This is a genomic window from Paenibacillus sp. Y951 (assembly GCF_056786395.1).
The window spans coordinates 281,658-305,502 of the sequence record NZ_JBXCIY010000003.1; the positions used below are offsets into that span (position 1 = coordinate 281,658).

Consider the following 23,845-nt stretch of genomic DNA (forward strand, 5'->3'; position numbering starts at 1 on the left):
ATATAGTTAATAATTAAAGCGTTATGCATCGAGAATGACTTTTTGTTACATAGAAGTCCAACAAATTAGGGGGAAATATGATGAAGAAGAAAAGTTTATTTACTGTAGCACTCTCGCTGGTTCTTTTACTAGCATTAACACCAGTTTTACATGCGTTTTCGGATGTGTCAGGTCACAAAGCAGAAAGCCATATTTTAAGTTTGAAGGAGCGAGGAGTTATTAACGGTGTTAACTCAGATGCATTCAATCCGGATAATGAATTGACATATGCTCAAGCTGTTTCTTTGCTTGATAGAGCTTTTGAACTGGACCTTAGTCGTTTCCGTTTTGCAAAACTACCTGTAGCTAGTGATATGTATGAAAATGTAGCTAATGATCAATGGTATTCTGAAGCATTTGTAGAAGGATATTACAATGGCGTGGAATTTGCTGCTGATGTGAATCCTAACGATTCCATTAGTCGTGAGGAATTTGCATCTATCTTAATGGATCAGGTAGATCGAAAAGGTGATTACCCACTAATTGCAATCTATATTGACTATCTTGATGCTAAGGAAGTTCAACCAGACTATAGTAATGCGATTCAAAAGCTTCTAATTCTAAAGTTTGCAGAGCTTACGGAAGACAACAAGTTTAATCCTACACAAAGCGTTACTCGTGGTGAAGCAGCGATTTGGTTAGATAAAGCACTTCTTTTTGCAGATACGCTTAATGTTAATGAAGAAGTTGAACCATCAAGCCAACTTGACAATGTAAAGCTGACGACAGAAGCATTAACGGATACAGTTAATAAAGTAACCATTTCTGCAGACGTACCACATCCAGGCTATGGCATAAAGGTAGCTAATATTAAATTTGTTGGTGACATCGCTTATGTAGATATCCAGATTGTTGAGCCTCTACCAGATATGATGTATCCTCAAGTGATTACAAACGTGTCTACATCTGTATATGTAGATAAACAATATAAAGTTGAATTTGTAGAAGCACAATATAATGATGAATCTGTAGCTCAATAATAATGGTATGATAACGCTGTGTAGTAGTCGTAATGTTGACTAGCTATTCAGCGTTTTCTTTATGTAGAGCGCTCGTAATGACCTTGCTTGGCATCGTATTGAATTGACTTCTATGAAAAAAACATCATAATGATACTATCTATCCTCCTAATATTAGAGGTACAGAGTGGCACAAATCGTTAGTAATGGGGGAGCAGGTGTAACTATGACATCGGAGCATTTTATACTACATACCGATAAATATCAAATTAATATGATGTATGCTCACTGGAAGCATCATACGCATCATCAAAAAGCGGTTTTTGATTTGTATTTTAGAAAATTGCCATTCGGCAACGGCTTTGCCGTTGCCGCTGGTCTGGAAAGAATTATTCATTATATTAAGGGGCTAAAATTTTCTGAAGAAGAAATTACATTTCTAGCTTCGCAAGAGGAAAACTATGACCTTCCATTTTTAGAGGAGCTTAGACAATTCAAGTTTACAGGTCATATTTATGCTGCCATTGAAGGTACATTGGTTTTTCCTAATGAGCCAATATTAAGAGTGGAGGCATCGATTTTTGAAGCTCAAATTATTGAGACAGCAATATTGAACTTCATGAATTATCAATCACTAATCGCAACGAAAGCGGCGAGAATTAAGCAAGTAGCGCCACATGATATATTAATGGAATTCGGTACGCGCCGAGCACAAGAAGCAGATGCAGCCATTTGGGGGGCGAGAGCAGCTTGTCTAGTTGGCTTTCATGCAACGTCTAACTTGAGAGCGGCAATGCTGTTTAATTTACCAGCAAAAGGGACGCATGCTCATGCTTGGGTACAAATTCATGATAGTGAGCAGCAGGCGTTTGATCGTTACGCTGAGGCGTTACCTGATGATGTAACTTTACTCGTAGATACGTATGATACATTGCGTGAAGGCGTACCTCATGCCATTGAAACAGCACGTAAGCTTGCTGCCAAAGGTAAGCGTATGAAGGCGATTCGTCTTGATAGTGGAGATCTAGCCTATTTATCTAAGCGTGCTCGTGAAATGCTCGATGAAGCGGGTTTCCCCGATGTGAAAATTGTAGCTTCTAATGATCTAGATGAAAATATTATTGTAGAATTGAAGGCACAAGGAGCGCGGATTGATAGTTGGGGAATTGGTACAAAGCTAATTACAGCTTCCGATAATCCTGCACTCGGTGGTGTATATAAGCTAGTTGCTAAGGAATGCAATGGGCAATACGAGCCCGTCATCAAAATTTCCGGAAATCCTGAGAAAATAACGACTCCCGGAAAGAAAAATGTATATCGTATTGTAAACTTAGACACTGGAAAAGCGGAAGCTGATTATATTACGATGGATGATGAAGTGCTTGATTCTACTTCAGAACAGCCGTTAATGCTATACGATCCAGCTCTCCCGTACATACGTCGCGAAGTAAGCCGTTACACAGCTTTACCATTGCTACACCCTATATTCGTGGCGGGGGAATGTGTCTATAAGCTCCCTACTGTGCAAGAAATTGCCCAATATCATCAACTACAGCTTGATTTGTTTTGGCCAGAAACATTGCGTAAGCTGAATCCTGAAAAGTATGCTGTAGTGCTAAGTGATAAAGTTTGGAATATTCGTAAAGATCTATTGAGTCAACATAATAAATAATAGAAGAAAGGGGCTTCCTTGAGTCAGTTTACACTGACTCAAGGAAGCCCCTTTATCTTGCTCTGTTATTAGAATGAAGGTAATTGATCTAAGTTATTTGCAACGGTATCGTCAGGCTCTGAACGAATATGCTGTTCATGATCTCTACCTTTGAACAGTTCTAAATTTTTAATTTCCTGATTACTAACCATTTCTTGAGCTTGCATATAATCAACAATTTCACCGGAAGAAAGCTTGAATTCTACTATACTTCCTGCTGCATTACGTCTTACTGCGACAACTTCCTGCTGCTCTGACATTGACATACACTTCCTCACTAGATAGTAGACGGTAGACCTTGTTGAACAATTTCCATCAAGCCCGTCTTACCTATATAGTCCCCAATTGTGTCGCCATAATGCATTAATTTAATTTTTTGTTGCAAGTGATTAGGTAATGATAATAATTCTTCTAATGTGGTATGTACTAAGCCAGGGCTTTCAAGCTGACAATCATGATAGACCGTTTGCACTCCGTCTTCAACTAATTGCTGTAATAGTTGTGGATTGAAGGTCATATCTGCTGAGTAGAAAAATCTATCATTGAACAAGATAGAATAACTATCTTTATTCGGAATATGCTGCGTTTGAATCAACTTAATATTCAAATCGGGAGCTAATTCATAGTTAGTATTCGGTACCAATGGAACGACATGGAAGAAGTCATCTATGCTTATGAGATCCCCTTGTACAAGCCCGCCCTTGAGACAAGTTTCCCATAAAGGCTCCACCAAGGACTCAGCAACATATAAGGTGGCCTTTTTCTTGTACTTAAACATCATCTGAAAAGCATATAATTCCAAGCCACCAACATGATCAGAATGGATATGACTTATAAGCACGCCATCTAATTGATCGAAGCTATAGCCTTGCTCATAAAAGGCATGGGGTAATGTAATGCCACAGTCTACTAGCAGGTTGAACGAATGTTGTTGTATTAATGCATTGTTATTATAATGCTGTTTCGCAAACGCATTACCAGTGCCTATCATAGTAATTATCACATAGAAACCTCCTTATACATGGGCTAAGTTTTTATATTATATCAGATAATGATCATTAACTCTGTAATCCAGCTCACAGATATAACGAAATTTCAGCTATTATTAATGGATGGATATTGCTAACCATTTTCTTGCATTGTAACGAAACTGTAAATCTTATTCAAGATGTCTTGCTGAAAATTTTTGATAAGTTAATCAGTTACTACTAGTTTTCTATATTAAATCTTTTTCATTTTAACGCAACTTTTTATTTGCCATAGAGTCTAACTTCTTAGGAATGATGATAAATTGGAGGTTAAGACAAGCGATGAAACATAAGAAAATTTTCATTCTATTAAGTATCGTTATGATTTGGAGTGCAACAGTTGCACTTGCAAATGCATCTAGCTCGAAAATTCAAGTGATTATTAATGATGCCAATCTAGGCGAGATAGGTGAAATAATTGATAATAGTACATATTTACCACTTCGTAAAATTGGTGAATCACTGCATGCTATTGTCGATTGGAACTCGAACACAAAGACTGCAACCATTTACTCACCTAATGTGCATATGTTTATTTATAATAGCAGTAATGGGGAAGAGACTACATTTGGTGAAGTGAAAAAAGGGTTTAGTGGAAAGATTAAAGTGTTTGCACAAGTAGATAATGTAGGCTTAAAATTAAACGCTACAAAATTCACGATCGTTGATCCCAATGGAAAAGAAACGTTAATTCAAGAAATTAAAGTAGAAAAAGATCGCGATAATTATTGGTTCGTCACAGAAGAGACGAGCTATCGTTTTTCATTAAGTGGAAAATATACGATTCGTTGCTATATGAAGCCCGAGAACAGTGATGAATGGACCATTACATCAGAGAAGTTAATTACTTCATCCGCGAACTAAATCTGTTTGACCATAGCATAACATTCTGTTAACATGATAACGTATAAATTATATTCAACCGAAATGGGGTAACTACTGTGACTGAACATCAACATGATGAAAATTGTGGTTGTGGCGAAGACCATGAGCATGAAGACCATGTGTTTATCATAGCAAATGATGAAGGCGAAGAACGTGAAATGGTAATGGTATATACATTTGAGAATGAGGACATGATGTATGCCGTACTACTTGATCGTCAAGATCCAGAGCAAGACGGAGTGATTTTCCGTGTTGAAGAAGAAAATGAGGAAGCTTTCTTAGTCGGTATTGAAGATGACGAAGAGTGGAATCGCGTTCAAGCTATCTATGAAGAAATCGCCAACACTGAAAACGGCGAACAATAATAGAAGCAAGTAAAGCAGAGATGGGGGTTCCTTATCGCTGCTTTTTTTTCTGTCCTTATATAAAAAAACTGCACCGCCAACTTGTTAGTTATGTCTAACAAGCGGCGGTGCAGTTTTTGTAGTGACTACTTTATTATTATGAAATGGCCGTTTCTTCAAAAATAACTTTGACGAATTCAATGTTGCGATCCTCGGGACCTTTAACAGGTAGACCAACCTCTACATGCTCGATAATATAGTCAATATTTTTTTGTGAAATAACTTCACCCGGTAGTAGAATTGGTATACCAGGTGGATACACATAGATAAATTCAGCAATAATACGTCCTGCAGACTCTTTGAAAGGAATCGTCTCTGTTTCCCCATAGAAAGCATCACGTGGTGTCAATGAAAGCTGAGGGATGTCAGGTATTTTCACGACAAGCTCACGAGCCTCTGCTCCTTCAAAGTAGGTTTCAGAAAGAGTTTTCAAGGCAACAATAAGTTTTTGTACAGATTCAGAAGTGTCACCGGGAGTAACTAGACACAAAATATTGTACATATCACTCATTTCAATTTCTAAGTTGAAATGCTCACGTAACCAGTTTTCCGTATCATAACCAGTAATGCCAAGATGTCTGACGTGAATCGTTACTTTTGTTGGATCGAAATCGTAAGTAGCTTCATCACCAAGAATTTCTTTGCCGAAGCTGTATAGTCCTGGAATTTGATTAATTGCTGCACGTGCATGTTCTGCAAGTTCGATCGCTTGATTGGCAATCGCTTCACCGTGCAACGCTAGATTTCTTCGTGAAGTATCAAGCGATGCTAATAAAATATATGAAGTGGATGTTGTTGTTAGCATACTAAGAATCGTTTGAATACGTTGTGGGTTCACAAGTCCTTTTTTGACATTAAGTACAGAACTTTGTGTCATAGAGCCTCCAAGCTTGTGTACGCTCGTTGCAGCCATATCTGCGCCTGCTTCCATAGCAGACATCGGTAGCTTCTCATTAAAGTGAATAAGAACGCCGTGAGCCTCATCAACAAGGACAGGAATATGATAACTGTGAACAAGATCTACAATCTCTTTTAAATTCGCACAAATGCCGAAATAAGTCGGGTTAATAACTAGTACGGCTTTAGCGTCAGGATGACGCTGCAGGGCACGTTTAACTGAACTAGTCGTAATCCCATGATCAATACCTAAGTTTTTGTCTCGAGCTGGTGAGATAAATATTGGTCTAGCACCCGCAAAAATAATAGCAGACAGCACAGATTTATGAATATTACGTGGAATAATAATTTTATCGCCTGGTACACAAACGGATAAAATCATCGCAATAATTGCACCGCTTGTCCCTTGGACAGAGAAATAAGTATAATCTGCTCCAAAAGCATCTGCTGCTAATTGCTGCGCTTCCTCAATGACGCCAGTTGGCTGATGTAAATCATCAAGCGGCGCAATGTTAATTAAATCTATGGACAAGGCATTATCACCGATAAAAGAACGAAATTCTGGGTCACTTCCGATGCCTTTTTTATGTCCTGGTATGTGGAACTGGACGGGATCTTGCTCCGCATGGTTGCGTAGCGCAGTAAATAATGGCGTGCGACGATGGTCCATCGTTGACATCCCTGCCTTTCATTAGGTGTACAAACAAAGTTGAGTATAACAAAAACAAGGTGGAATGCAATACGTTTTTTATAAAATTAATATATTGCATGAACTAGGGAAGACAAGTTGTGACGAAATGTTCATAGTTTAACATCATTGAGATATGATAATATTATTAGATGCGGAGGGATTAGAAAATGATGGATAAAAGAATGTTAGTGGTCATGGCAATCCTTATGACTACATTTATTGGCTTCGGCATTATTATTCCAGTTATGCCTGAAATTATTTTGGATACGGCTACGAGTAATGCAGAATTACATAACGGAGCAATCCTTGCTATTTACTCGCTCGTATCGTTTCTACTTTCACCTATTTGGGGTGGGTTATCCGATCGGGTAGGTAGAAAGAAAATAATAATTATTGGTTTGATTGGATTTTCAATTAGCTTCTTGATGTTTGGGTTAGCAGCTCATCATCTTACTTTAATGTATATTGCTCGTGCATTAGGTGGCTTATTCTCAGGTGCAGTAACATCAGTTATTGTAGCGTATGTAGCAGATATTACGAGTGCAGAAAATCGCACAAAAGGAATGGCTTTTGTTGGGATTTCGATTGGCTTCGGATTTATGATTGGACCTGCGGTTGGTGGGATGTTGAGCGTTATTAATCTAACGACTCCGTTCTTTGTGGCAGCGGGATTGTCATTAATTACTGCGGTCTTTGCCATATTAATTTTGCAGGATACTAATAATAGAGTGGATACGAATGAACCTAAAGTATCTAGATGGAGCGCTTTTCAAGGCACTTCCAAATATTTATATGTACTAGCCTTCTTCGTTACATTTACACTGGCATTTTTGGAGGCTACGCTACAACTATTCGGGATTGCGAAATTTGATGTTACTCCATCTCAAGTAGGTACGATGTTCTTAATTAGTGGTTTGGCTGGGGCATTGGTGCAAGGTGGAATTGTGCGTCGCATGGTGAAGCCTGGAGATGAACCGAAATTTATTGTCATGGGCTCCATTATTTCAGCAATCGGATTCTTTATGCTGCTTGGTGCAGATACATTCCTTTGGGCAACGATTTCAGTTACGGTGTTCGGTATTGGCAACTCCTTAACTAGACCATGTATTACATCATTAATTACGTTGAAAACAAAAGTTAGTATCGGTGTTGCATCTGGCTTAAGTAATTCCATGGATAGTCTTGGACGTATCGCTGGTCCGATTATCGGTACACTATTATTTACAGTTGCTATTGGGTTGCCATATCTCATTGCGGGCTTGTTAAGTTTATTAGCATTGCTGCTTGTATATGGCTTTAAGCTTGCAGATCGGGTTGAAAAGATGAACGTATCCAAAAACTAATAATATGACAGCGATGTATGCTTCTAATCCGTGCAAAAAAGGAACTTCGACAATGTTGAAGTTCCTTTTTTTTATGTTATGAGCAGTAACGATTGTGCGACTGCTAATATCCTTGCTAATTATTCGATTATGCTTCATAAGCTAATTTATATAATGGAAGTAATTGCAAATAAGTTTCAGCTGCATACTCGATAAGTTTCTGCTGATTCTGAACGATATCACTATCTGGAGACAAGTGACGTCCGATAAGTAACTCCGCTTTACCTATATCGCGGAAACGAGTGAGGATGGAGGACCAATCCTCTTCGTTAAGTTCACTCACAGCCTGAGCATTATTTTTCATATGATCTTGTGAAATGACATAGTCACTCGGAACTTGCTCGATCACTTGCTCGAGGTTGGCTAGAAATGTATTTGCAATATTTTTTTTGTTTGGAACTTCATAGATCAATGCAAACCAGATAAAAAGGTGATCGTCGAACAGTCCCAGTTGAAAGTGGGGGTGTGCTTTGTAGCCGCGCTTATTGTTACAAATCGCCAGCCAAGTATCCTTTGGAGGATTAACTGTACGGCGTGCGTGCTTAGCAATATGCAGAAACATTTCATTACTGGCGTGGATACTTAATTCCGTAGTTAATTGTTGTCCCATCGCTTGGAATTTGGGTCTAATATGTTCAATAATGGCGCTCATTCGCTCATCAAGTCCTGCAATATGGAAAATATCGAAATCTTCAGTAGTAAATCCAGCTTGAATTAATTGTTGGGTCATGGCGTACTCCTTTTCGCTTATCATCAACGATGAGAAGCTTTATCATTTAATAATGATTGTAACATATAATGATTTATCTGTCCTGTTTCAATTTCTAGATTGATGGTTAAACTAAGCTCAATTGAAACATTATCAAAACACGCGAAAAATAGTCAATAAACCAAGTTGCCAATACATAAGATGAAGTATAAGATAATGGTAAAAGTAAATAGTCAGAAGATTTGGGCTATTGTCTTGATTCATTTGCTTACATGATTTTTTGTTGAAAAGTTTATAGTATATGCTTCCGAAGCGACTTTTCTGAAATGGGAAGTTATGCTTAAGAAGCATAGAAAAGTTTTAGGAGGGAATGCCGTGAATAGAAACTATGAAGTAGAATATTGTAATCTCGAACTTCGTTTCGAGCGGCGCCAAATCCAAACTCTCATCAGAGAGCTGATTCAGGAGGGGTATTCGCTTTATTGGAATGAAACGGAGGGGAAATTTCTAGTTTCGATCCGAACGGGTAGGAAGTTAGTTAAGCTTCATTTCGAGAAAGTGAATCAAAGCTACCGTATTGTTGGAGATTATATAATTAAAGACGAGAGGTTATCAGAGCTTATTGAAAAACTTATTAACGACACGCGTGGGCATGCTGTAGTTAAGCGAATCAAAGATCGACAAATTGTCATTGAAAACATTATGTTCGGTGAAATTATTCGACTGGTGGAGGTGTCTGGTATGGAGCATCGTATTATTTATCAGAAAAAGCCATATGTAACTTTCGAGGATATGATTCAAGCTTTTCAGAACAAGCGGGCCGAGCAACGTATTGCTGTGCTACGCATGGAACTAGATTATGAACTCAGCTGCTTGCATGAAGCGACCATTGAACAAGATGAACAAAAGTCTCAGGAAATCATTGGTCAATTGGAGCTGTTACGTCTTGAGATGTTACAACTCGAAATGTAGTTTCATAAAAGATAACGATCATAAAACGGTCTGACCGCTAAGAAATTTAGTGGCCGACCGTTTTTTTTGTTCAACAATGGGAGAATATAAGCTGAACTTTAGTCCGAAATTGATGAAATTAATGAGAATTCATCACAATTTCATCGTAAACTGTTTTCTTCTTTGCGCAAAAGGAGTAGAATAAAGCTATTGTGAGAAAAATTAAAGATAAAGGATGGAATAAACCACATGTCTAAACAACAAATTGGCGTTATCGGTATGGCTGTAATGGGTCGTAATCTTGCCCTTAATATTGAAAGCAGAGGTTTCACAGTTTCTGTGTTTAACCGTTCAAAAGAAAAAACAGATGAATTAATGGCTGAGTCTCAAGGTAAAAACCTTGTGCCAACTTACACAATTGAAGAGTTTGTTCAATCACTTGAAGTTCCTCGCAAAATTCTTATTATGGTACAAGCTGGTGCTGGTACTGATGCAACAATTAACTCTCTAGTTCCACATCTTGCTGAAGGCGATATTATTATCGATGGTGGTAATGCTTACTTCCCTGACACAGAACGTCGCAGCAAAGAGCTTGAAGCACAAGGTTTCCGATTTATCGGTACTGGTGTTTCTGGTGGTGAAGAGGGAGCTCTTAAAGGTCCTTCTATTATGCCGGGTGGTCAAAAATCAGCTTACGAGCTAGTTGAACCAATTCTTACTGCAATTTCTGCTAAAGTTGGCGATGATGCTTGTTGTACTTATATCGGTCCTGGTGGTGCTGGTCACTACGTGAAAATGGTGCACAATGGTATCGAGTATGGCGATATGCAATTAATTTGCGAAGCTTACGATCTATTGAAAAATGTACTTAATGTTTCTACTGAAGACCTTCATGAAATCTTCACAGAGTGGAATAAAGGTGAGCTTGATAGCTACCTAATTGAAATCACTCGTGATATTTTCTCTAAATACGATCCAGAAACTGGAAAGCCAATGGTCGATGTTATTCTTGACTCTGCTGGTCAAAAAGGTACTGGTAAATGGACGAGCCAAAGCTCACTAGATCTTGGTGTTCCGTTGTCCATCATTACGGAATCTGTATTCACTCGTTTCTTGTCTGCAATGAAAGAAGAACGCGTAGCTGCAAGTAAAGTACTTAGCGGCCCTGTGCGTCCTGAATTTACTGCTGATAAAGCTGAGTTCATTGAATCAATCCGTAAAGCACTTTATGCAAGTAAAATTTGTTCTTATGCACAAGGTTTTGCGCAAATGCGTGCTGCATCAGATGAGTATGGTTGGGATCTTAAATACGGCGAAATCGCAATGATCTTCCGTGGTGGTTGCATTATCCGTGCTGCATTCCTACAAAACATCAAAGATGCTTACGATCTTAATCCAGAACTTCGTAACCTATTACTTGATCAATATTTCAAAAACATCGTTGAGTCTTATCAATCTGCATGGCGTGAAGTTATTGCGACAGCTGTGAAATTCGGTGTGCCTGTACCAGCATTCTCTAGTGCACTTGCATACTTCGACAGCTACCGTTCTGAGCGTCTTCCTGCAAACTTGCTTCAAGCTCAACGTGACTACTTCGGTGCTCACACATTCCAACGTGTGGACAAAGAAGGTTCATTCCACTTCAACTGGATGCAATCTTAATTTGTTAAGACAGTAAACCTTGCGAAGCTTGACGAAGCCATTGGCGTAATCGTTCTGCTTCCTGGTCACTACTGTTGCGGTGGCTAATTAGCGCCATAGCTACATCAGCATAAGCATGAAAATTTTGTAACAACTGTGGCTGCGACAGACCCGTAATAGCTGGGTCTTCGTCAGCCACTTTTTTTGTAATATAACCAAGCATCCAGACGACATCCTCACGAGATAATGGATATGTGGAATCGAGAATACGTTCGATTTTTTGCTTTGTTTGATCTTGAAATGAATGCTGGTGTAGTTCTTTCATTATTAACCCCTCCTAAATTTTTTCATAGGCATCTCGATAATCTTCATTGAAAATGAAAAGTCGCTTCTAAAGCATAAACTAACTTTTTTCTACCCTAACGCTTGCCAAAGATGATATGATAGTGTAGATGAACACTTGTAAAGGATGAATACTATGCAAACTAATTCATTACGTAATAAGATTATTTTAATCGGCTTTATGGGTACTGGTAAGTCTGCAGTTGCCGATGGATTAGCAAGTGAATTACAGCTACATAAGTATGACGTTGATGTGGAAATTGTTAAGCATGCGGGTCAAGAAATTCCCGAAATCTTTGCACAAGCTGGTGAAGAAGCGTTCCGTAATATAGAGACGGAAGTGCTTAATGAACGACTAAGCTCTCCAGAAGCATCAATTATTGCAACTGGTGGTGGAGCAGTTCTGAAGCAAAGTAATCGAGAAAGCATGCTAGAGCATGGCTTTGTTATACATTTGATTGCGAGTAGCGATGTTATCATTTCTCGTGTGAAGCATGATACTGGTCGTCCGTTATTGCAAGGGGATGTTACCGAGCGTGTCCATCAACTTATGGCTGCTCGTGCTGGTGCTTATGACTTTGCACATTATTCGATTGATACATCGGATCTAACTTTACCTGAAGTCGTTAACAAAATCGTTGAAGTATGGCAACAAGCCAAGAAGTGATAGCTCATAATGCGGACTTTGATAACGAAGTATCGCGTTGTGGCATACTCGACATCGAGTATGAAGCGAACTTGGAAAGTATAGCATAAGCTTCCGATGTATGTTTCTTGCAGAAACATTGTAGGATCGCGTGTACCAATTACGTACACTTGCGCTTCCGCCTTTCTCAAGTAACGCTCCATCTTCTCGGCTTTCGAAATCCCGCATTTTGAGCCTTTATTGGAATTTACAATAGATAATGAAAAGGAGATATCAATCATGGATGTAATCGTTACCCCAACCCCTAATTTGCAAGGTGAAATCGGAGCTTTATCTTCAAAAAATTATACAACTCGTTATTTGCTAGTTGCTGCATTAGCAGAAGGTACAAGCACCATTCATTTCCCTGCACATAGTGAAGATAGTGATGCTATGCGCCGTTGTATTCGCGATCTTGGAGCAGTTCTAGAAGAAGATGAGCAGAAAATCGTTATTACTGGCTTCGGTTCTAAGCCAAAAGATATTAAAGAGCTTGACGTTGGTAATGCGGGTGCAGTACTTCGCTTCTTAATGGCAATAGCATCAATATGTCCCGATGTTACGTTTGTTAACCGTTATCCAGATTCACTAGGTAAGCGTCCACATCAGGATTTGATTGATTCACTTACAGCAATGGGCGTTGAGATTGAGCACAATGAAGGAAAACTACCAATTCGCATTCAAGGCGGCAAGCCTCGTGGCGGTCATATCCAAGTATCTGGAAATATTAGCTCTCAGTTTCTAAGTGCTTTACTATTCCTTACACCATTACTTGAAGAGGATAGCGAAATTGAAGTGCTGCATGATTTGAAATCAAAAGTAGTAGTAGGTCAAACACTTGAGGTGCTTGAGCAAGCAGGTATTGTTGTTCATGCTGATGAAGATTATATGCGCTTTAAAGTGCCAGGCAACCAATCTTATCAAGCGAGAGAGTATACTGTTCAAGGCGATTACCCTGGATCTGCGGCAATTTTAGCGGCTGCAGCAGTAACTAACTCTAATGTTATTGTACACCGATTAATGGAAAAAAGTAAGCAGGGAGAGCGTGCAATCATTGATGTACTTAAGATGATGGAAGTGCCGCTTACTCATGAAAATAATGTTGTCCATGTTCAAGGCAATGGGAAATTAAAAGCTGTGGAGTTCGATGGTGATCATGCAACGGATGCTGTACTGGCGATGGTTGCGGCTGCTGTATTTGCTGAAGGAACATCTCGCTTCTACAATGTTGAAAACTTGCGCTACAAAGAATGTGATCGAATTACCGATTACTTGAATGAACTTCGTAAAGCAGGTGCTAATGTAGAGGAGCGTCAAGCTGAAATTATCGTTCATGGTTCACCTGAAGGACTTCCTGGTGGCGTCGAGATTAATGCGCATTATGACCACCGCGTTATTATGGCATTGACGATTGTTGGCTTGCGTTCAAAAGAACCATTACGCATTAAAGATGCTCATCATGTTGCGAAGTCTTACCCGAATTATTTTGATCATTTGAAGGCATTAGGTGCGCAGGTAGAGTGGGTAGAATCTTAAAGCGGTAGTTCAAAATCATAGCCAATGATCTCGATTTGCAATATATATGTTCCAATCATATATATTGCAAAAGTACCCATACTATGACAAGAGGTTGGTCAACTTTTAATTCTGTGGAGGTGTTAAGCAATGGCATTTGAAAATCCATCGCGAGATGACATTAAAAAATTATTGTCTAATACTAAAGTAATTGTCGTCGTTGGTCTATCTGATAATCGTGAGCGAATTTCTTATATGGTATCTGAAGCGATGAAGAAGAAGGGGTACACTATTGTACCCGTTAATCCTAAAGCTACTGAAATACTAGATGAGACATGCTATCCATCATTGTCTGACATTCCGTTTCCTGTTGACTTAGTCAATGTGTTCCGTCGTAGTGAGTATACTGCAGAGATTGCGGAAGAAGTCGTTAAAATTGGTGCTAAGGCGTTATGGTTGCAGCTTGGTGTATTTAATCAAGAGGCTGCAGATATTGCAACAGAGGGCGGTTTAACGGTTGTAATGGATCGTTGTATTAAGGTAGAGGACTCCATTCTGCTTCCTCAAGGTAAATGAAGTTGACCCACTCTTGGTGAATGAGAAAAAGGTATAATGCGAAAAGGTATTTCGAGCTACAGAAATGTAGTTGCGAAATACCTTTTTTTACATATTGGAGATTACCGTCCATGGTGCGAAAACCCAGTGAAACCAGCTCGTGGACAGTAAAAATACCGTCCGTGGTGCAAAAACCCAGCGAAACCAGCTCGTGGACAGTAAAAATACCGTCCGTGGTGCGAAAACCCAGAGAAACCAACTCGTGAACGGTAAAAATACCGTCCATGGTGCGAAAACCCAGCGAAACCAGCTCCTGGACAGTAAAAATACCGTCCGTGGTGCAAAAACCCAGCGAAACCAGCTCCTGGACAGTAAAAATACCGTCCGTGGTGCAAAAACCCAGCGAAACCAGCTCCTGGACAGTAAAAATACCGTCCATGGCGCGAAAACCCAGTGAAACCAACTCCTGGACAGTAAAAATACCGTCCATGGCGCGAAAAACCAGAGAAACCAGCTCCTGGACAGTAAAAATACCGTCCATGGCGCGAAAACCCAGCGAAACCAACTCATGGACAGTAAAAATACCGTCCATGGCGCGAAAACCCAGTGAAACCAACTCATGGACAGTAAAAATACCGTCCGTGGTGCGAAAACCCGCGAAACCAGCTCCTGGACAGTAAAAATACCGTCCATGGCGCGAAAAACCAGTGAAACCAACTGGAGGTGCCACCAGTTCGTTTTCTACAACAATCTTTTTGACAAAAACGAACATAACACGTAACATCTTAATAGGTGTTTATTTACTATTAAATTATTTGGTTTTTTATATAACTATGGTCGCAAAGGAGGGCCGATATGGCTTTCGTTGGTAATTTACAGCAATTAGGACGCTCTGTTATGCTTCCAATGATCATTCTGCCTGCAGCGGCAGTATTTCAAAGCTTGGCCCAATTACCTTGGGAATACATAGGTTTGCCTGGTATGAACGAATTTTTAATGCTTGCCAGTCAAGCGATATTTCAATTTCTACCCTATATATTTGCGTTAGGTATCGCATTAGGCTTAACAAGTAATGGCCTAAGCGCAGGAATGGCCGCACTTGTAGGGATGTTCATCTATACAGGGATTACAACAAAGTATGCACCTGGCACTGAGCCGACCGTCTTAATCGGAACATTTATCGGGATCGTAGCGGGTGTGTCGTATCTAAGATTCAAAGATTTACGCTTGCCAGAATATATTCAGTTTTTTGGCGGACCACGGTTTGTGCCATTTTTTGTGAGCTGCTTCACATTATTGTTTTCGATAGCGATGGTTAATTTATCGCAGCAGTTGGAGTGGCTATTAGTAGAATTAGGTGAAGTGATTTCGCTCGCTGGTGGATTTGGCGTTTTCTTGTATGGGTTTATTCATCGAATTTTAGTTATTTTCGGCTTGCATCATCTTGTCAGCCATATTTTCTGGTTTCAAGTTGGCGGCTATGAGACGGACACTGGCTATATGGTATATGGAGATTTACCGCGATACTTTGCAGGTGATCCAACGGCTGGTGTATTTATGGCCGGGTTATATCCGACGATGATGTTTGCTTTACCTGCTATTGCATTAGCCATTATTCACGAGGCACGAGAAGATTTGAAACCAAAAATTCGCCGCACCTTCACGTTAGCGGCGCTCGCGTCGTTTCTAACAGGTGTAACTGAACCGATTGAATTCGCATTTCTATTCGTGGCGCCTTATTTGTATGTCGTACATGCACTACTATCAGGGCTTATTATGTGGATTACGTATGAGCTCGGTATATTACACGGCTTCTCATTCTCTGCTGGTGCGATTGATTATGTTATCAATATGCATCTCTCTACTAAAGGTTGGTTAATTATTCCGATTGGTATAGTGACTGGGATTTTATATTACTTTCTCTTCCGCTGGGCGATTACTCGCTTTCAGATTCCAACCCCTGGACGAGAAGAAGGCTCGCAACTTGACGAGTGGGTTGGTGATATCCCGTACCGTGCTCCGCTTATATTACAAGCCATTGGTGGTAAGAAGAATATCATACAGATGGAGTCTTGTATTACCCGTCTGCGCTTGAAAGTAACGAATGAGAAGGATATGGACATTAATGCACTTCGTAATCTCGGTGCTGCTGGAGTGATACGCCTTGGGGGTGGACATGTTCAAGTTGTGTTTGGGACATATTCTGAGCTTATCCGAGAGGAAATGATCAAAACGATTCATCGTGATCAGCAGCAAATATCGTTCCATTCGCCAATGCAAGGAAAGATGATCCCATTATCAGAAGTTCCCGATCCGATATTCTCGGCACTACTTGTTGGTAACGGTGTAGCATTTATACCTGATCGTGGAGAATTAGTTTCTCCGGTGAAAGGGAAAGTTATCCACATTTATCCGACGATGCATGCTATTGGTATTCTGACAGACGATGGTCTTGAAGTGTTGATGCATATCGGTATTGATACTTCGAAGTTGGTCGGTAAAGATTACTTTACAGCAGTCGTTAAGGAAGGCGATGAAGTATTGCCAGGTCAATTACTTATTCGTTTTAATATACAGAAGGTTAAAAAGGATAGTAAGTCACTTGCTTCTCCAATGGTCATTACGAATTCAGAGCGCGTCAAAGCTTGGCGATATGCTCCGTTCAAAGGCGTGAAAAAAGGTCAGTCTTCAGTAATGTCGGTTGTGCTTCATGAGAGCAAGGATGAGGGGGATATACAATGACTCAAGGAATCGGAGCATCATCAGGTATCGCAATCGGGAAATCTTTTGTCCTTCCCAATTGGGAATTTGAAGTGCCAGAACAACGAATTGATGTAGCAGACTTTGCACGCGAATTTGAACGAGTATATGAGGGGATTCGCACTTCAAAAGATGAAATTAACCAAATTAAAGACGAGCTAAAAGAAACAGTTGGTGAGGAAGAAACGCAAATCTTTGATGCTCATCTTGCAATATTAGACGATCCCGTATTTATGAATGAAATTCAAGGTATTATTCAAAGACAATATAAAGCTGCTGAAGTAGCTGTGAAGGAAGCTATTGATCATTTTGTAACGATGTTTGATTTGCTAGAAGATGATTATATGCGTGAGCGTGCACTTGATATTAAAGACGTTGGAAATCGCCTGTTGAAGCATTTACTAGGTGTTCCCGAAATTCAATTACCAAGTGATACGCAGCCGTTTATTCTCGTTGCCAAAGAAATATCGCCATCTCAATTGGCCCATCTTAATCCTGAAAATGTACTAGGTATTGTTACATTGACTGGTAGCACTTCATCTCATTCTGCTATTATGGCCAGAGCATTAGGGATCCCGCTTGTTGTCGGAATGGAAGGCAAGATCGCGGAATCATTGGTTACAGGTCAGACGATACTCATTGACGGTAGTGATGGGACAGTGTATCTTGATCCTGCTGAACATCTTATTAAACGATATAGAGATATGCAATATAAATTAATCATGGCGCAGGAGCAATTGCATCATCTAGCGGATCATGAGGCGGTGACCACTGATGGTCAATTCATTAAGCTTGCTGCTAATATTAGTTCTGTGAAAGAATTAGAGATAGCGTTGAAAGGCGGTGCGCAAGACGTAGGCTTATTCCGCACTGAGTTTCTGTATATGGATCGCCAAGAATTTCCCACTGAGGAAGAGCAATTTCTTGTCTATCGTAAAGTAGTAGAAAAGCTGCATGGTGGTTCAGTTGTTATTCGTACATTAGACATTGGTGGAGATAAGCACCTTGACTATTATGATATGGAAGAAGAAGAAAATCCATTTATGGGCTATCGGGCTATTCGAGTCTCCTTAGATCAGAAGCAGCTTTTCAAAACTCAATTAAGAGCGATTCTGCGCGCAAGTACTTACGGAACAATTAAATTGATGTATCCGTTCATTACGTCTGTTAATGAAGTTAGAGCAGCGAATGCATTACTTGAAGAGGCGAAGGATGAACTTATGCAAGAAGGCATTGCATTCGATGATCACCTTGCAGTTGGTATTATGATCGAAGTTCCTGCAGCAGTAATGATTGCCAATCATTTGGCGAAGGAAGTAGATTTCTTCAGTATTGGTACGAATGATCTTGTGCAGTTTACATTGGCGGTCGATCGGATGAATGAAAGAATAGCAGATTTGTATGATCCATATCATCCAGCTATTATTCAAATGCTATCTTTCGTAGTCGATGCGGCGAAACGTCATGAAATTCCAATCAGTGTATGTGGCGAGTTGGCTGGGGATATTCGTGCATTGCCTATCTGGTTAAGTCTTGGAGTAGATTCATTAAGTATGTCGGCACATTCGATTCTACCATTGAAGGAGCGATTAATTCATTCCTCTCAATTAGAATGTATACAAGTATTCAATGAAGTAAGTCGAAGTGTTACTAGTGAAGAGATTAAAGCCATCCTGACTGAATATATGGATGTATTTGAAGAAACAGCGAATGGTTAAACCATTCGCTGTTCTAATGCTTGGACAAAAGCATGTGCATATGGGGGAAGGTCAGGCGGTCTACGTGCTGAGATGAGATTTCCATCGACAACGACAGCCTCATCGAACCATATTGCACCAGCATTTTCCATATCATCACGTATACCTGGAGTAGACGTAACTTTGCGATCCTGTAATATTTTTGCGGAGATAAGTACCCAGCCTGCATGGCAGATTTGACCGATTGGCTTGTTCTGCTCATTCATTTCTTGGACAAGTTGCAGCACCTTTGGATAGCGACGGAGTTGATCAGGCGCCCAGCCACCTGGCACGAGTAGGCCGCTAATTTCATCACTGTTCACTTCATCAAAAGAAAGGTCGGCGATGGCAGGTACGCCGTATTTCCCAATATGTTTTTTTCCTTTTTCAGGACCAGCAAAAAGTACAGTAGCTCCTGCTTCACGAGTACGGTACACAGGATACCATAATTCCAAATCTTCAAATTCATCGTGCAACAAGCAAATAACCGTTTGATTATGTAATGACATTGTATTGATCTCCCAACTTTTTATAATGTAAGACAATAAACTGCTAGCTAATGAAAAATATATAGCTAACAAAACTCGATGTTTTATGTATTCATTGTAACGAAGCTTGCTCATTTGAGCAAATAGGAGTGAAAGAATGTAGATTATGCTTACGAAGCAACTTTTCATTTGCGAGAAGCTGATCTAGGTAGTTAATAAATAGTTTTGAGATTATGCTTACGAAGCAACTTTTCATTTGCGAGAAGCTGATCTAGATAGTTAATAAATAGTTTTGAGATTATGCTTACGAAGCAACTTTTCATTTGCGTAGAAGCTGATCTAGATAGTTAATAAATAGTTTTGAGGTGAAATTGTAATGAAGTGGCTACGCTGGTTACCATCTATCCTGTGGATGGCTATCATCTATTATTTATCTTCGCGAACAGGTGACGAGCTTAATACAGTATTACCGTTCTTTCAAAAATATTTACCTTTTATTCAAGATTTTAACTGGGGACATTTTGTAAGCTACTTTATACTTGCGATGACGGTTGATTTTGCATTTGGTCGCAAATCACTGCAATGGCGCTATAAACTTATGATCGTTTTGTTATGCACGCTTTACGGTGCCACAGACGAAATTCATCAATATTATGTTGGTGGTAGAATGATGGACTGGCTTGATCTGCGAAATGACTGTATTGGTGCTACGCTTTGGGTATTGTTTATTAAAATTCCGTATTTTCAAAAGCTATGGAAAAAATTAAGTTTATCGTAATAGCAGGAAAATGGGTGAAAAATGTCGAACCTCTTATATGGATACATAGATGCCTTTAGAAGGCTGAAATGAGTACATGTAAGGAGTGACCTCATGCAAAAGTTATGTCTTTGTGGGGAAAGTATGTCTCTAAAACTTCGAACAGTTATTTTTTCTGGAAAAGTAGAGATTGATAACGTTCCGATATATACTTGTGAAACATGTAGTAGAAGTGAAGTAATTCCTGAAATCAAAGCGGATCTTACAGGATTTATTGAAGAATTAGGTGAACAGCCTAAAAAGATGAACATTTTGTTTAACGAACGCAATGAATGGGCAAATTTATTAGTAGAGTATAAACTTACAAAAAAGACTGCCCAAACAGCTATGGATCAATTAGAGCAATTAATGAAGAGTCGTACCAATGAACTTCTCGATCTGTATTTATTAGCACAAAGCCTACAGGATCAAGACTGGTTAGATTCAATAGTGAAAAAATTAACCCAGCTTGGAGCTCAAACTAAGCCTGCATAAAGCAAAACATTGCGAAATTTGTAGTTTTACAGTATCATAATTCCAATATGTGTCGAACGTTTCAATTAATTTATTGCAAATGGAGAGAGTGCTCGTGACGGTAACAATATATGATGTAGCAAGAGAAGCAGGTGTTTCAATGGCAACGGTTTCCAGGGTTGTAAATAATAACCCTAACGTGAAGCCGGCCACTCGTAAAAAAGTATTTGAAGCTATTGATCGTTTAGGTTATCGACCTAATGCAGTTGCACGTGGATTAGCTAGTAAGAAAACTACAACAGTTGGCGTTGTTATTCCTGATATATCAAATGCTATTTTTGCTGAGGTAGCTCGTGGAATTGAAGATATCGCCAATATGTATCATTACAATATTATTTTGTGTAATGCTGACAAGAAGAAAGATAAAGAAATTCGCGTAATTAATACATTGTTGGAAAAACAAGTAGATGGTTTATTGTTTATGGGTGGAGCAGTCACGGAAGATCATCAACAAGCTTTTAGAACCGCGAATATTCCGATTGTACTATGTGCAACTTCGGATGAATCAAGAGAAATGCCTTCTGTTGATATTGATCATGAAACAGCTGCATATGATGCGGTACAATCATTAATTAAGCATGGTCATCGTCGTATTGCGATGATTAGTGGAACGCTTGAAGATCCATCGAATGGATTTGCTCGTTTTAGTGGTTACAAAAAAGCTTTAGTTGAGGCTGGCTTAACCTATGACGATACATTAGTTCGTATTGGTAATTATCGCTATGAATCAGGATCAGATGCAATGCGTTACTTTTTAGAGCTTGCTAATCGTCCATCTGCTGTATTCTCAGCAACTGATGAAATGGCAATTGGTGCGATTCATGCGATTCAAGATAAAGGGCTACAAGTACCTGCAGATATTTCTGTAATTAGTGTTGATAACTCACGTATGGCATCTATGGTTAGACCATTGCTGACGACAGTTGCCCAACCGATGTATGATATCGGAGCGGTTTCTATGCGTTTATTAACGAAGCTAATGAAGAAGGAAAATGTCGAACAAGCGCAAGTTATTTTGCCGCATGAGTTAATTGTTCGCGAATCTGTAGGAGGCAACTAGAGTAATGGCATACAACAAGATTGGCATTATTGGAGCGATGGTTGAAGAAATTGAATTGCTTCATCAAAATGTGAAAAATGTTCAGCAATCGACAATTGCCGGCATAACTTATTATGAAGGTACATTGCATGGACAAGCGGTGATTTATTGCAAATCTGGCGTAGGTAAAGTAAATGCTGCCATTTGTACACAGGTGTTATTGTCGATGGATGTAGATTGCGTATGGTTCACAGGTGTGGCAGGAGCTCTTGATCCTAGATTAAATGTAGGAGATATCGTTATCTCTAGCAGCGCATTGCAGCATGATATAGACGTCTCGCCACTTGGCTATGCTAAAGGTGTTATTCCGTTCCAGGAAGTGTCTGAGTTTGTTGCTGATGAAGCATTAATTAAGCTCGCTGTTCAAGCTAGTGAAGCATTGTTCCAAAACCGTACTGTGGTAGGTAGAATTGTTTCTGGCGATCAGTTTATCGCTAGTTTTGATAAAGTGCAAGAATTACATGAACAATTTGACGGGGCATGCGCGGAGATGGAAGGTTCATCTGTAGCACAAGTTTGTTATGCGAATAACATTCCGTTCATTATTATTCGTTCTATGTCGGATAAAGCGGATGGTTCTGCCGATGTGACTTATACGGACTTCGTTGTAGAAGCAGCCAATAATTCATATGCAATCATTGATTATATGGTTTCAAATTTACAGTCATAGTCTAAAGTAGTACATAAAAAGCGCTCCAAAGCCGAATATGGCTCTGGAGCGCTTTTTATGATGAGCTCGACTTGATCCGAATGAATAGTCCATAAATTTGGTGTCTATAACACCGAAATATGCACTTCGAGCGAAGAATGAGTCGGATTTAAATATCTTGAATCAATATGTCAGCTACCATTCGATTGCGTTGTGTTATTTCTGCTCGCCTTGGCATAGCTGACATGATATGAGGCTCATCCTGCCAATATAATGGTAGTTCATCGGTAGCATAGCTACTCCAATAACTTCTCCATGCTTCAGGGAGCGGGAGAAGCTCTTGCTTCTTGAATTGTTCTACTAATTCATGATCATTCATCGCTAACCATACATGCGACCATGCTCGCGGAACAACACGCCATAAATCATAGCCACCGCCTCCGATCGCTACCCATTTACCTTGACAATGTTGATGGGCAAACTGATGGATAATCGTAGGGATTTGTTCATAAATACGCATTGAACAATGAAGATGTGAAAGTGGATCATATGTATGAGCATCACAGCCATGCTGGCTGACGATAAGATCGGGTTTATAATGTTCAATCACCTTTGTTAGCGTAAGTTGAAAACATTCGAGCCAGGAGTCATCTTCTGTATAAGGATCGAGAGGCATATTGAAGCAAGCGCCGTAGCCATGATCTAGACCCTTTTCATAGTGGTACCCAGTACCTGGAAATAGAAATTTTCCCGTCTCATGAATCGAATAGGTGCATACATTGGGATCGGCATAAAAACTGAATTGTACTCCGTCACCGTGGTGTACATCCGTATCGATATAGAGAATTTTAACTTGATGTTGCTGCTGAATATGTTTGATCGCAATAACCGCATCATTATAAATGCAAAAGCCTGCTGCGCGATTTTCGAAGGCGTGATGCAATCCCCCAGCCAAATGGTAGGCATGATCTGTTTCACCTGACATAACGGCTTCTAAGGCGCTTACAGTGCCTGCTACAATAGAACAGGCGGCTTCATGCATCCCTTGGAAATAAGGTGTATCGTCCCCATGCAATCCATATTGTTCAGCTATATCAATTACTACATGATCTGGCTCGCTGCTACTCAGCGCTTTAATGACTTCGATATAATCTTTACTATGAGCAAGTGACAGTAGATGTTCTACATCAATTATCGCAGGTTCTTGTATTTGATGAGGCTGAAGCGCTCCAATATGCTCTAACAAGCTTATAGTTAACTGATAGCGAATCGGATGGAAGGGATGATCGCTTTGAAATTGATAGGCATTCGCTAATGTTGAATGAATGAAGACAGGTTTTGACTTCAACATAAATACAATCCATTCCTTTCTGTATGCTAATCAGTTTA

24 protein-coding genes are annotated in these 23,845 nt (G+C 39.7%); 16 read left to right on the forward strand and 8 right to left on the reverse strand.

The features are described from left to right. Positions 1-77 precede the first annotated feature (77 nt). Together AC1TPB_RS06315 and AC1TPB_RS06320 are read left to right on the forward strand one after the other, a co-directional pair. A complete protein-coding gene (locus AC1TPB_RS06315; protein ID WP_482075718.1) occupies positions 78-1,019 on the forward strand; it encodes an S-layer homology domain-containing protein in 942 nt (313 codons plus the stop codon). A gap of 205 nt (positions 1,020-1,224) precedes the next feature. Beyond that, a complete protein-coding gene (locus tag AC1TPB_RS06320; RefSeq protein ID WP_482075795.1) occupies positions 1,225-2,670 on the forward strand; it encodes a nicotinate phosphoribosyltransferase in 1,446 nt (481 codons plus the stop codon). A 68-nt stretch (positions 2,671-2,738) separates the two neighbouring features. On the opposite strand, the gene AC1TPB_RS06325 is transcribed toward AC1TPB_RS06320, so the two are convergent. Together AC1TPB_RS06325 and AC1TPB_RS06330 are read right to left on the reverse strand one after the other, a co-directional pair. Then, the gene (locus AC1TPB_RS06325; RefSeq protein WP_482061219.1) at positions 2,739-2,969 is read right to left on the reverse strand and encodes a DUF3892 domain-containing protein; all 231 of its coding nucleotides are present in this window, start codon (positions 2,967-2,969) and stop codon (positions 2,739-2,741) included. Between the two features lie 17 nt (positions 2,970-2,986). After that, positions 2,987-3,712, reverse strand: coding sequence for an MBL fold metallo-hydrolase (locus AC1TPB_RS06330; RefSeq protein WP_482075719.1), 726 nt, complete (start codon positions 3,710-3,712; stop codon positions 2,987-2,989). Positions 3,713-4,019: 307 nt separating this feature from the next. Here AC1TPB_RS06330 and AC1TPB_RS06335 point away from each other — a divergent pair, with 307 nt between their 5' ends. Together AC1TPB_RS06335 and AC1TPB_RS06340 are read left to right on the forward strand one after the other, a co-directional pair. Next, complete coding sequence (locus AC1TPB_RS06335; RefSeq protein WP_482075720.1) at positions 4,020-4,601, forward strand: stalk domain-containing protein; 582 nt, start codon at positions 4,020-4,022, stop codon at positions 4,599-4,601. Between the two features lie 77 nt (positions 4,602-4,678). Further along, positions 4,679-4,987, forward strand: a complete 309-nt coding sequence (locus AC1TPB_RS06340) for a DUF1292 domain-containing protein (RefSeq protein WP_482061217.1) — start codon at positions 4,679-4,681, stop codon at positions 4,985-4,987. A gap of 136 nt (positions 4,988-5,123) precedes the next feature. On the opposite strand, the gene AC1TPB_RS06345 is transcribed toward AC1TPB_RS06340, so the two are convergent. Further along, the gene (locus tag AC1TPB_RS06345) at positions 5,124-6,593 is read right to left on the reverse strand and encodes an aminotransferase class I/II-fold pyridoxal phosphate-dependent enzyme (protein WP_482075721.1); all 1,470 of its coding nucleotides are present in this window, start codon (positions 6,591-6,593) and stop codon (positions 5,124-5,126) included. Positions 6,594-6,781: 188 nt separating this feature from the next. Here AC1TPB_RS06345 and AC1TPB_RS06350 point away from each other — a divergent pair, with 188 nt between their 5' ends. Continuing rightward, a complete protein-coding gene (locus tag AC1TPB_RS06350; RefSeq protein WP_482075722.1) occupies positions 6,782-7,957 on the forward strand; it encodes an MFS transporter in 1,176 nt (391 codons plus the stop codon). A 127-nt stretch (positions 7,958-8,084) separates the two neighbouring features. On the opposite strand, the gene AC1TPB_RS06355 is transcribed toward AC1TPB_RS06350, so the two are convergent. After that, positions 8,085-8,726, reverse strand: coding sequence for a YktB family protein (locus AC1TPB_RS06355; RefSeq protein WP_482075723.1), 642 nt, complete (start codon positions 8,724-8,726; stop codon positions 8,085-8,087). Positions 8,727-9,080: 354 nt separating this feature from the next. Here AC1TPB_RS06355 and AC1TPB_RS06360 point away from each other — a divergent pair, with 354 nt between their 5' ends. Both AC1TPB_RS06360 and gndA read left to right on the forward strand, forming a co-directional pair. Then, positions 9,081-9,677 carry a hypothetical protein gene (locus tag AC1TPB_RS06360; RefSeq protein ID WP_482075724.1) on the forward strand — a complete coding sequence of 199 codons (597 nt, stop codon included), beginning with the start codon at positions 9,081-9,083 and terminating at the stop codon, positions 9,675-9,677. Between the two features lie 228 nt (positions 9,678-9,905). After that, positions 9,906-11,318 (forward strand): NADP-dependent phosphogluconate dehydrogenase, encoded by a 1,413-nt coding sequence (gndA, locus tag AC1TPB_RS06365; RefSeq protein ID WP_482075725.1) that lies wholly within the window; start codon positions 9,906-9,908, stop codon positions 11,316-11,318. A gap of 4 nt (positions 11,319-11,322) precedes the next feature. Here gndA and AC1TPB_RS06370 read toward each other — a convergent pair whose 3' ends face one another. Next, on the reverse strand, positions 11,323-11,622 hold the full coding sequence (locus AC1TPB_RS06370; RefSeq protein ID WP_482075726.1) for a hypothetical protein: 300 nt from the start codon (positions 11,620-11,622) through the stop codon (positions 11,323-11,325). A gap of 153 nt (positions 11,623-11,775) precedes the next feature. Here AC1TPB_RS06370 and AC1TPB_RS06375 point away from each other — a divergent pair, with 153 nt between their 5' ends. The 3 genes from AC1TPB_RS06375 to AC1TPB_RS06385 all read left to right on the forward strand — a co-directional run bounded on the left by AC1TPB_RS06375 (position 11,776) and on the right by AC1TPB_RS06385 (position 14,415). Further along, positions 11,776-12,306, forward strand: coding sequence for a shikimate kinase (locus tag AC1TPB_RS06375; protein ID WP_482075727.1), 531 nt, complete (start codon positions 11,776-11,778; stop codon positions 12,304-12,306). 258 nt (positions 12,307-12,564) lie between these two features. Next, entirely contained in the window at positions 12,565-13,860 is a 1,296-nt protein-coding gene (gene aroA / locus AC1TPB_RS06380) for a 3-phosphoshikimate 1-carboxyvinyltransferase (protein WP_482075728.1), read from the forward strand. Positions 13,861-13,989: 129 nt separating this feature from the next. Continuing rightward, positions 13,990-14,415, forward strand: a complete 426-nt coding sequence (locus AC1TPB_RS06385; RefSeq protein ID WP_482075729.1) for a CoA-binding protein — start codon at positions 13,990-13,992, stop codon at positions 14,413-14,415. Here the strand turns inward: AC1TPB_RS06385 and AC1TPB_RS06390 are convergent. Further along, positions 14,375-15,178, reverse strand: coding sequence for a hypothetical protein (locus tag AC1TPB_RS06390; RefSeq protein WP_482075730.1), 804 nt, complete (start codon positions 15,176-15,178; stop codon positions 14,375-14,377). The genes AC1TPB_RS06385 and AC1TPB_RS06390 overlap by 41 nt on opposite strands. A gap of 71 nt (positions 15,179-15,249) precedes the next feature. Here AC1TPB_RS06390 and AC1TPB_RS06395 point away from each other — a divergent pair, with 71 nt between their 5' ends. Both AC1TPB_RS06395 and ptsP read left to right on the forward strand, forming a co-directional pair. Further along, a complete protein-coding gene (locus tag AC1TPB_RS06395; RefSeq protein ID WP_482075731.1) occupies positions 15,250-17,136 on the forward strand; it encodes a glucose PTS transporter subunit IIA in 1,887 nt (628 codons plus the stop codon). Then, positions 17,133-18,872, forward strand: a complete 1,740-nt coding sequence (ptsP, locus tag AC1TPB_RS06400) for a phosphoenolpyruvate--protein phosphotransferase (RefSeq protein WP_482075732.1) — start codon at positions 17,133-17,135, stop codon at positions 18,870-18,872. The genes AC1TPB_RS06395 and ptsP overlap by 4 nt, the downstream gene beginning before the upstream one ends. Here the strand turns inward: ptsP and AC1TPB_RS06405 are convergent. Continuing rightward, positions 18,869-19,399, reverse strand: coding sequence for a type 1 glutamine amidotransferase domain-containing protein (locus tag AC1TPB_RS06405; RefSeq protein ID WP_482075733.1), 531 nt, complete (start codon positions 19,397-19,399; stop codon positions 18,869-18,871). The genes ptsP and AC1TPB_RS06405 overlap by 4 nt on opposite strands. Positions 19,400-19,754: 355 nt before the next feature. Here AC1TPB_RS06405 and AC1TPB_RS06410 point away from each other — a divergent pair, with 355 nt between their 5' ends. The 4 genes from AC1TPB_RS06410 (at position 19,755) to AC1TPB_RS06425 (ending at position 22,477) form a co-directional block, all read left to right on the forward strand. Continuing rightward, on the forward strand, positions 19,755-20,156 hold the full coding sequence (locus AC1TPB_RS06410; protein ID WP_482075734.1) for a VanZ family protein: 402 nt from the start codon (positions 19,755-19,757) through the stop codon (positions 20,154-20,156). Between the two features lie 93 nt (positions 20,157-20,249). After that, positions 20,250-20,669, forward strand: a complete 420-nt coding sequence (locus AC1TPB_RS06415) for a hypothetical protein (RefSeq protein WP_482075735.1) — start codon at positions 20,250-20,252, stop codon at positions 20,667-20,669. Between the two features lie 94 nt (positions 20,670-20,763). Beyond that, positions 20,764-21,768 carry a catabolite control protein A gene (gene ccpA, locus AC1TPB_RS06420; protein WP_482061201.1) on the forward strand — a complete coding sequence of 335 codons (1,005 nt, stop codon included), beginning with the start codon at positions 20,764-20,766 and terminating at the stop codon, positions 21,766-21,768. A 4-nt stretch (positions 21,769-21,772) separates the two neighbouring features. Beyond that, entirely contained in the window at positions 21,773-22,477 is a 705-nt protein-coding gene (locus AC1TPB_RS06425) for a 5'-methylthioadenosine/adenosylhomocysteine nucleosidase (RefSeq protein ID WP_482075736.1), read from the forward strand. A 148-nt stretch (positions 22,478-22,625) separates the two neighbouring features. Here AC1TPB_RS06425 and AC1TPB_RS06430 read toward each other — a convergent pair whose 3' ends face one another. After that, positions 22,626-23,807, reverse strand: a complete 1,182-nt coding sequence (locus tag AC1TPB_RS06430; RefSeq protein WP_482075737.1) for an acetoin utilization protein AcuC — start codon at positions 23,805-23,807, stop codon at positions 22,626-22,628. Positions 23,808-23,845: the final 38 nt, after the last annotated feature.

Excerpts from the sequence above, each read along its gene's own strand:
- AC1TPB_RS06315 (WP_482075718.1), top strand. The coding sequence starts at position 78 with ATGATGAAGAAGAAAAGTTTATTTACTGTAGCACTCTCGCTGGTTCTT.
- AC1TPB_RS06320 (WP_482075795.1), top strand. The coding sequence starts at position 1,225 with ATGACATCGGAGCATTTTATACTACATACCGATAAATATCAAATTAAT.
- AC1TPB_RS06325 (WP_482061219.1), bottom strand. The coding sequence starts at position 2,969 with ATGTCAGAGCAGCAGGAAGTTGTCGCAGTAAGACGTAATGCAGCAGGA.
- AC1TPB_RS06335 (WP_482075720.1), top strand. The coding sequence starts at position 4,020 with ATGAAACATAAGAAAATTTTCATTCTATTAAGTATCGTTATGATTTGG.
- AC1TPB_RS06345 (WP_482075721.1), bottom strand. The coding sequence starts at position 6,593 with ATGGACCATCGTCGCACGCCATTATTTACTGCGCTACGCAACCATGCG.
- AC1TPB_RS06350 (WP_482075722.1), top strand. The coding sequence starts at position 6,782 with ATGATGGATAAAAGAATGTTAGTGGTCATGGCAATCCTTATGACTACA.
- AC1TPB_RS06355 (WP_482075723.1), bottom strand. The coding sequence starts at position 8,726 with ATGACCCAACAATTAATTCAAGCTGGATTTACTACTGAAGATTTCGAT.
- gndA (WP_482075725.1), top strand. The coding sequence starts at position 9,906 with ATGTCTAAACAACAAATTGGCGTTATCGGTATGGCTGTAATGGGTCGT.
- AC1TPB_RS06370 (WP_482075726.1), bottom strand. The coding sequence starts at position 11,622 with ATGAAAGAACTACACCAGCATTCATTTCAAGATCAAACAAAGCAAAAA.
- AC1TPB_RS06375 (WP_482075727.1), top strand. The coding sequence starts at position 11,776 with ATGCAAACTAATTCATTACGTAATAAGATTATTTTAATCGGCTTTATG.
- aroA (WP_482075728.1), top strand. The coding sequence starts at position 12,565 with ATGGATGTAATCGTTACCCCAACCCCTAATTTGCAAGGTGAAATCGGA.
- AC1TPB_RS06385 (WP_482075729.1), top strand. The coding sequence starts at position 13,990 with ATGGCATTTGAAAATCCATCGCGAGATGACATTAAAAAATTATTGTCT.
- AC1TPB_RS06390 (WP_482075730.1), bottom strand. The coding sequence starts at position 15,178 with ATGTTACGTGTTATGTTCGTTTTTGTCAAAAAGATTGTTGTAGAAAAC.
- AC1TPB_RS06395 (WP_482075731.1), top strand. The coding sequence starts at position 15,250 with ATGGCTTTCGTTGGTAATTTACAGCAATTAGGACGCTCTGTTATGCTT.
- ptsP (WP_482075732.1), top strand. The coding sequence starts at position 17,133 with ATGACTCAAGGAATCGGAGCATCATCAGGTATCGCAATCGGGAAATCT.
- AC1TPB_RS06405 (WP_482075733.1), bottom strand. The coding sequence starts at position 19,399 with ATGTCATTACATAATCAAACGGTTATTTGCTTGTTGCACGATGAATTT.
- AC1TPB_RS06410 (WP_482075734.1), top strand. The coding sequence starts at position 19,755 with ATGAAGTGGCTACGCTGGTTACCATCTATCCTGTGGATGGCTATCATC.
- AC1TPB_RS06415 (WP_482075735.1), top strand. The coding sequence starts at position 20,250 with ATGCAAAAGTTATGTCTTTGTGGGGAAAGTATGTCTCTAAAACTTCGA.
- AC1TPB_RS06425 (WP_482075736.1), top strand. The coding sequence starts at position 21,773 with ATGGCATACAACAAGATTGGCATTATTGGAGCGATGGTTGAAGAAATT.
- AC1TPB_RS06430 (WP_482075737.1), bottom strand. The coding sequence starts at position 23,807 with ATGTTGAAGTCAAAACCTGTCTTCATTCATTCAACATTAGCGAATGCC.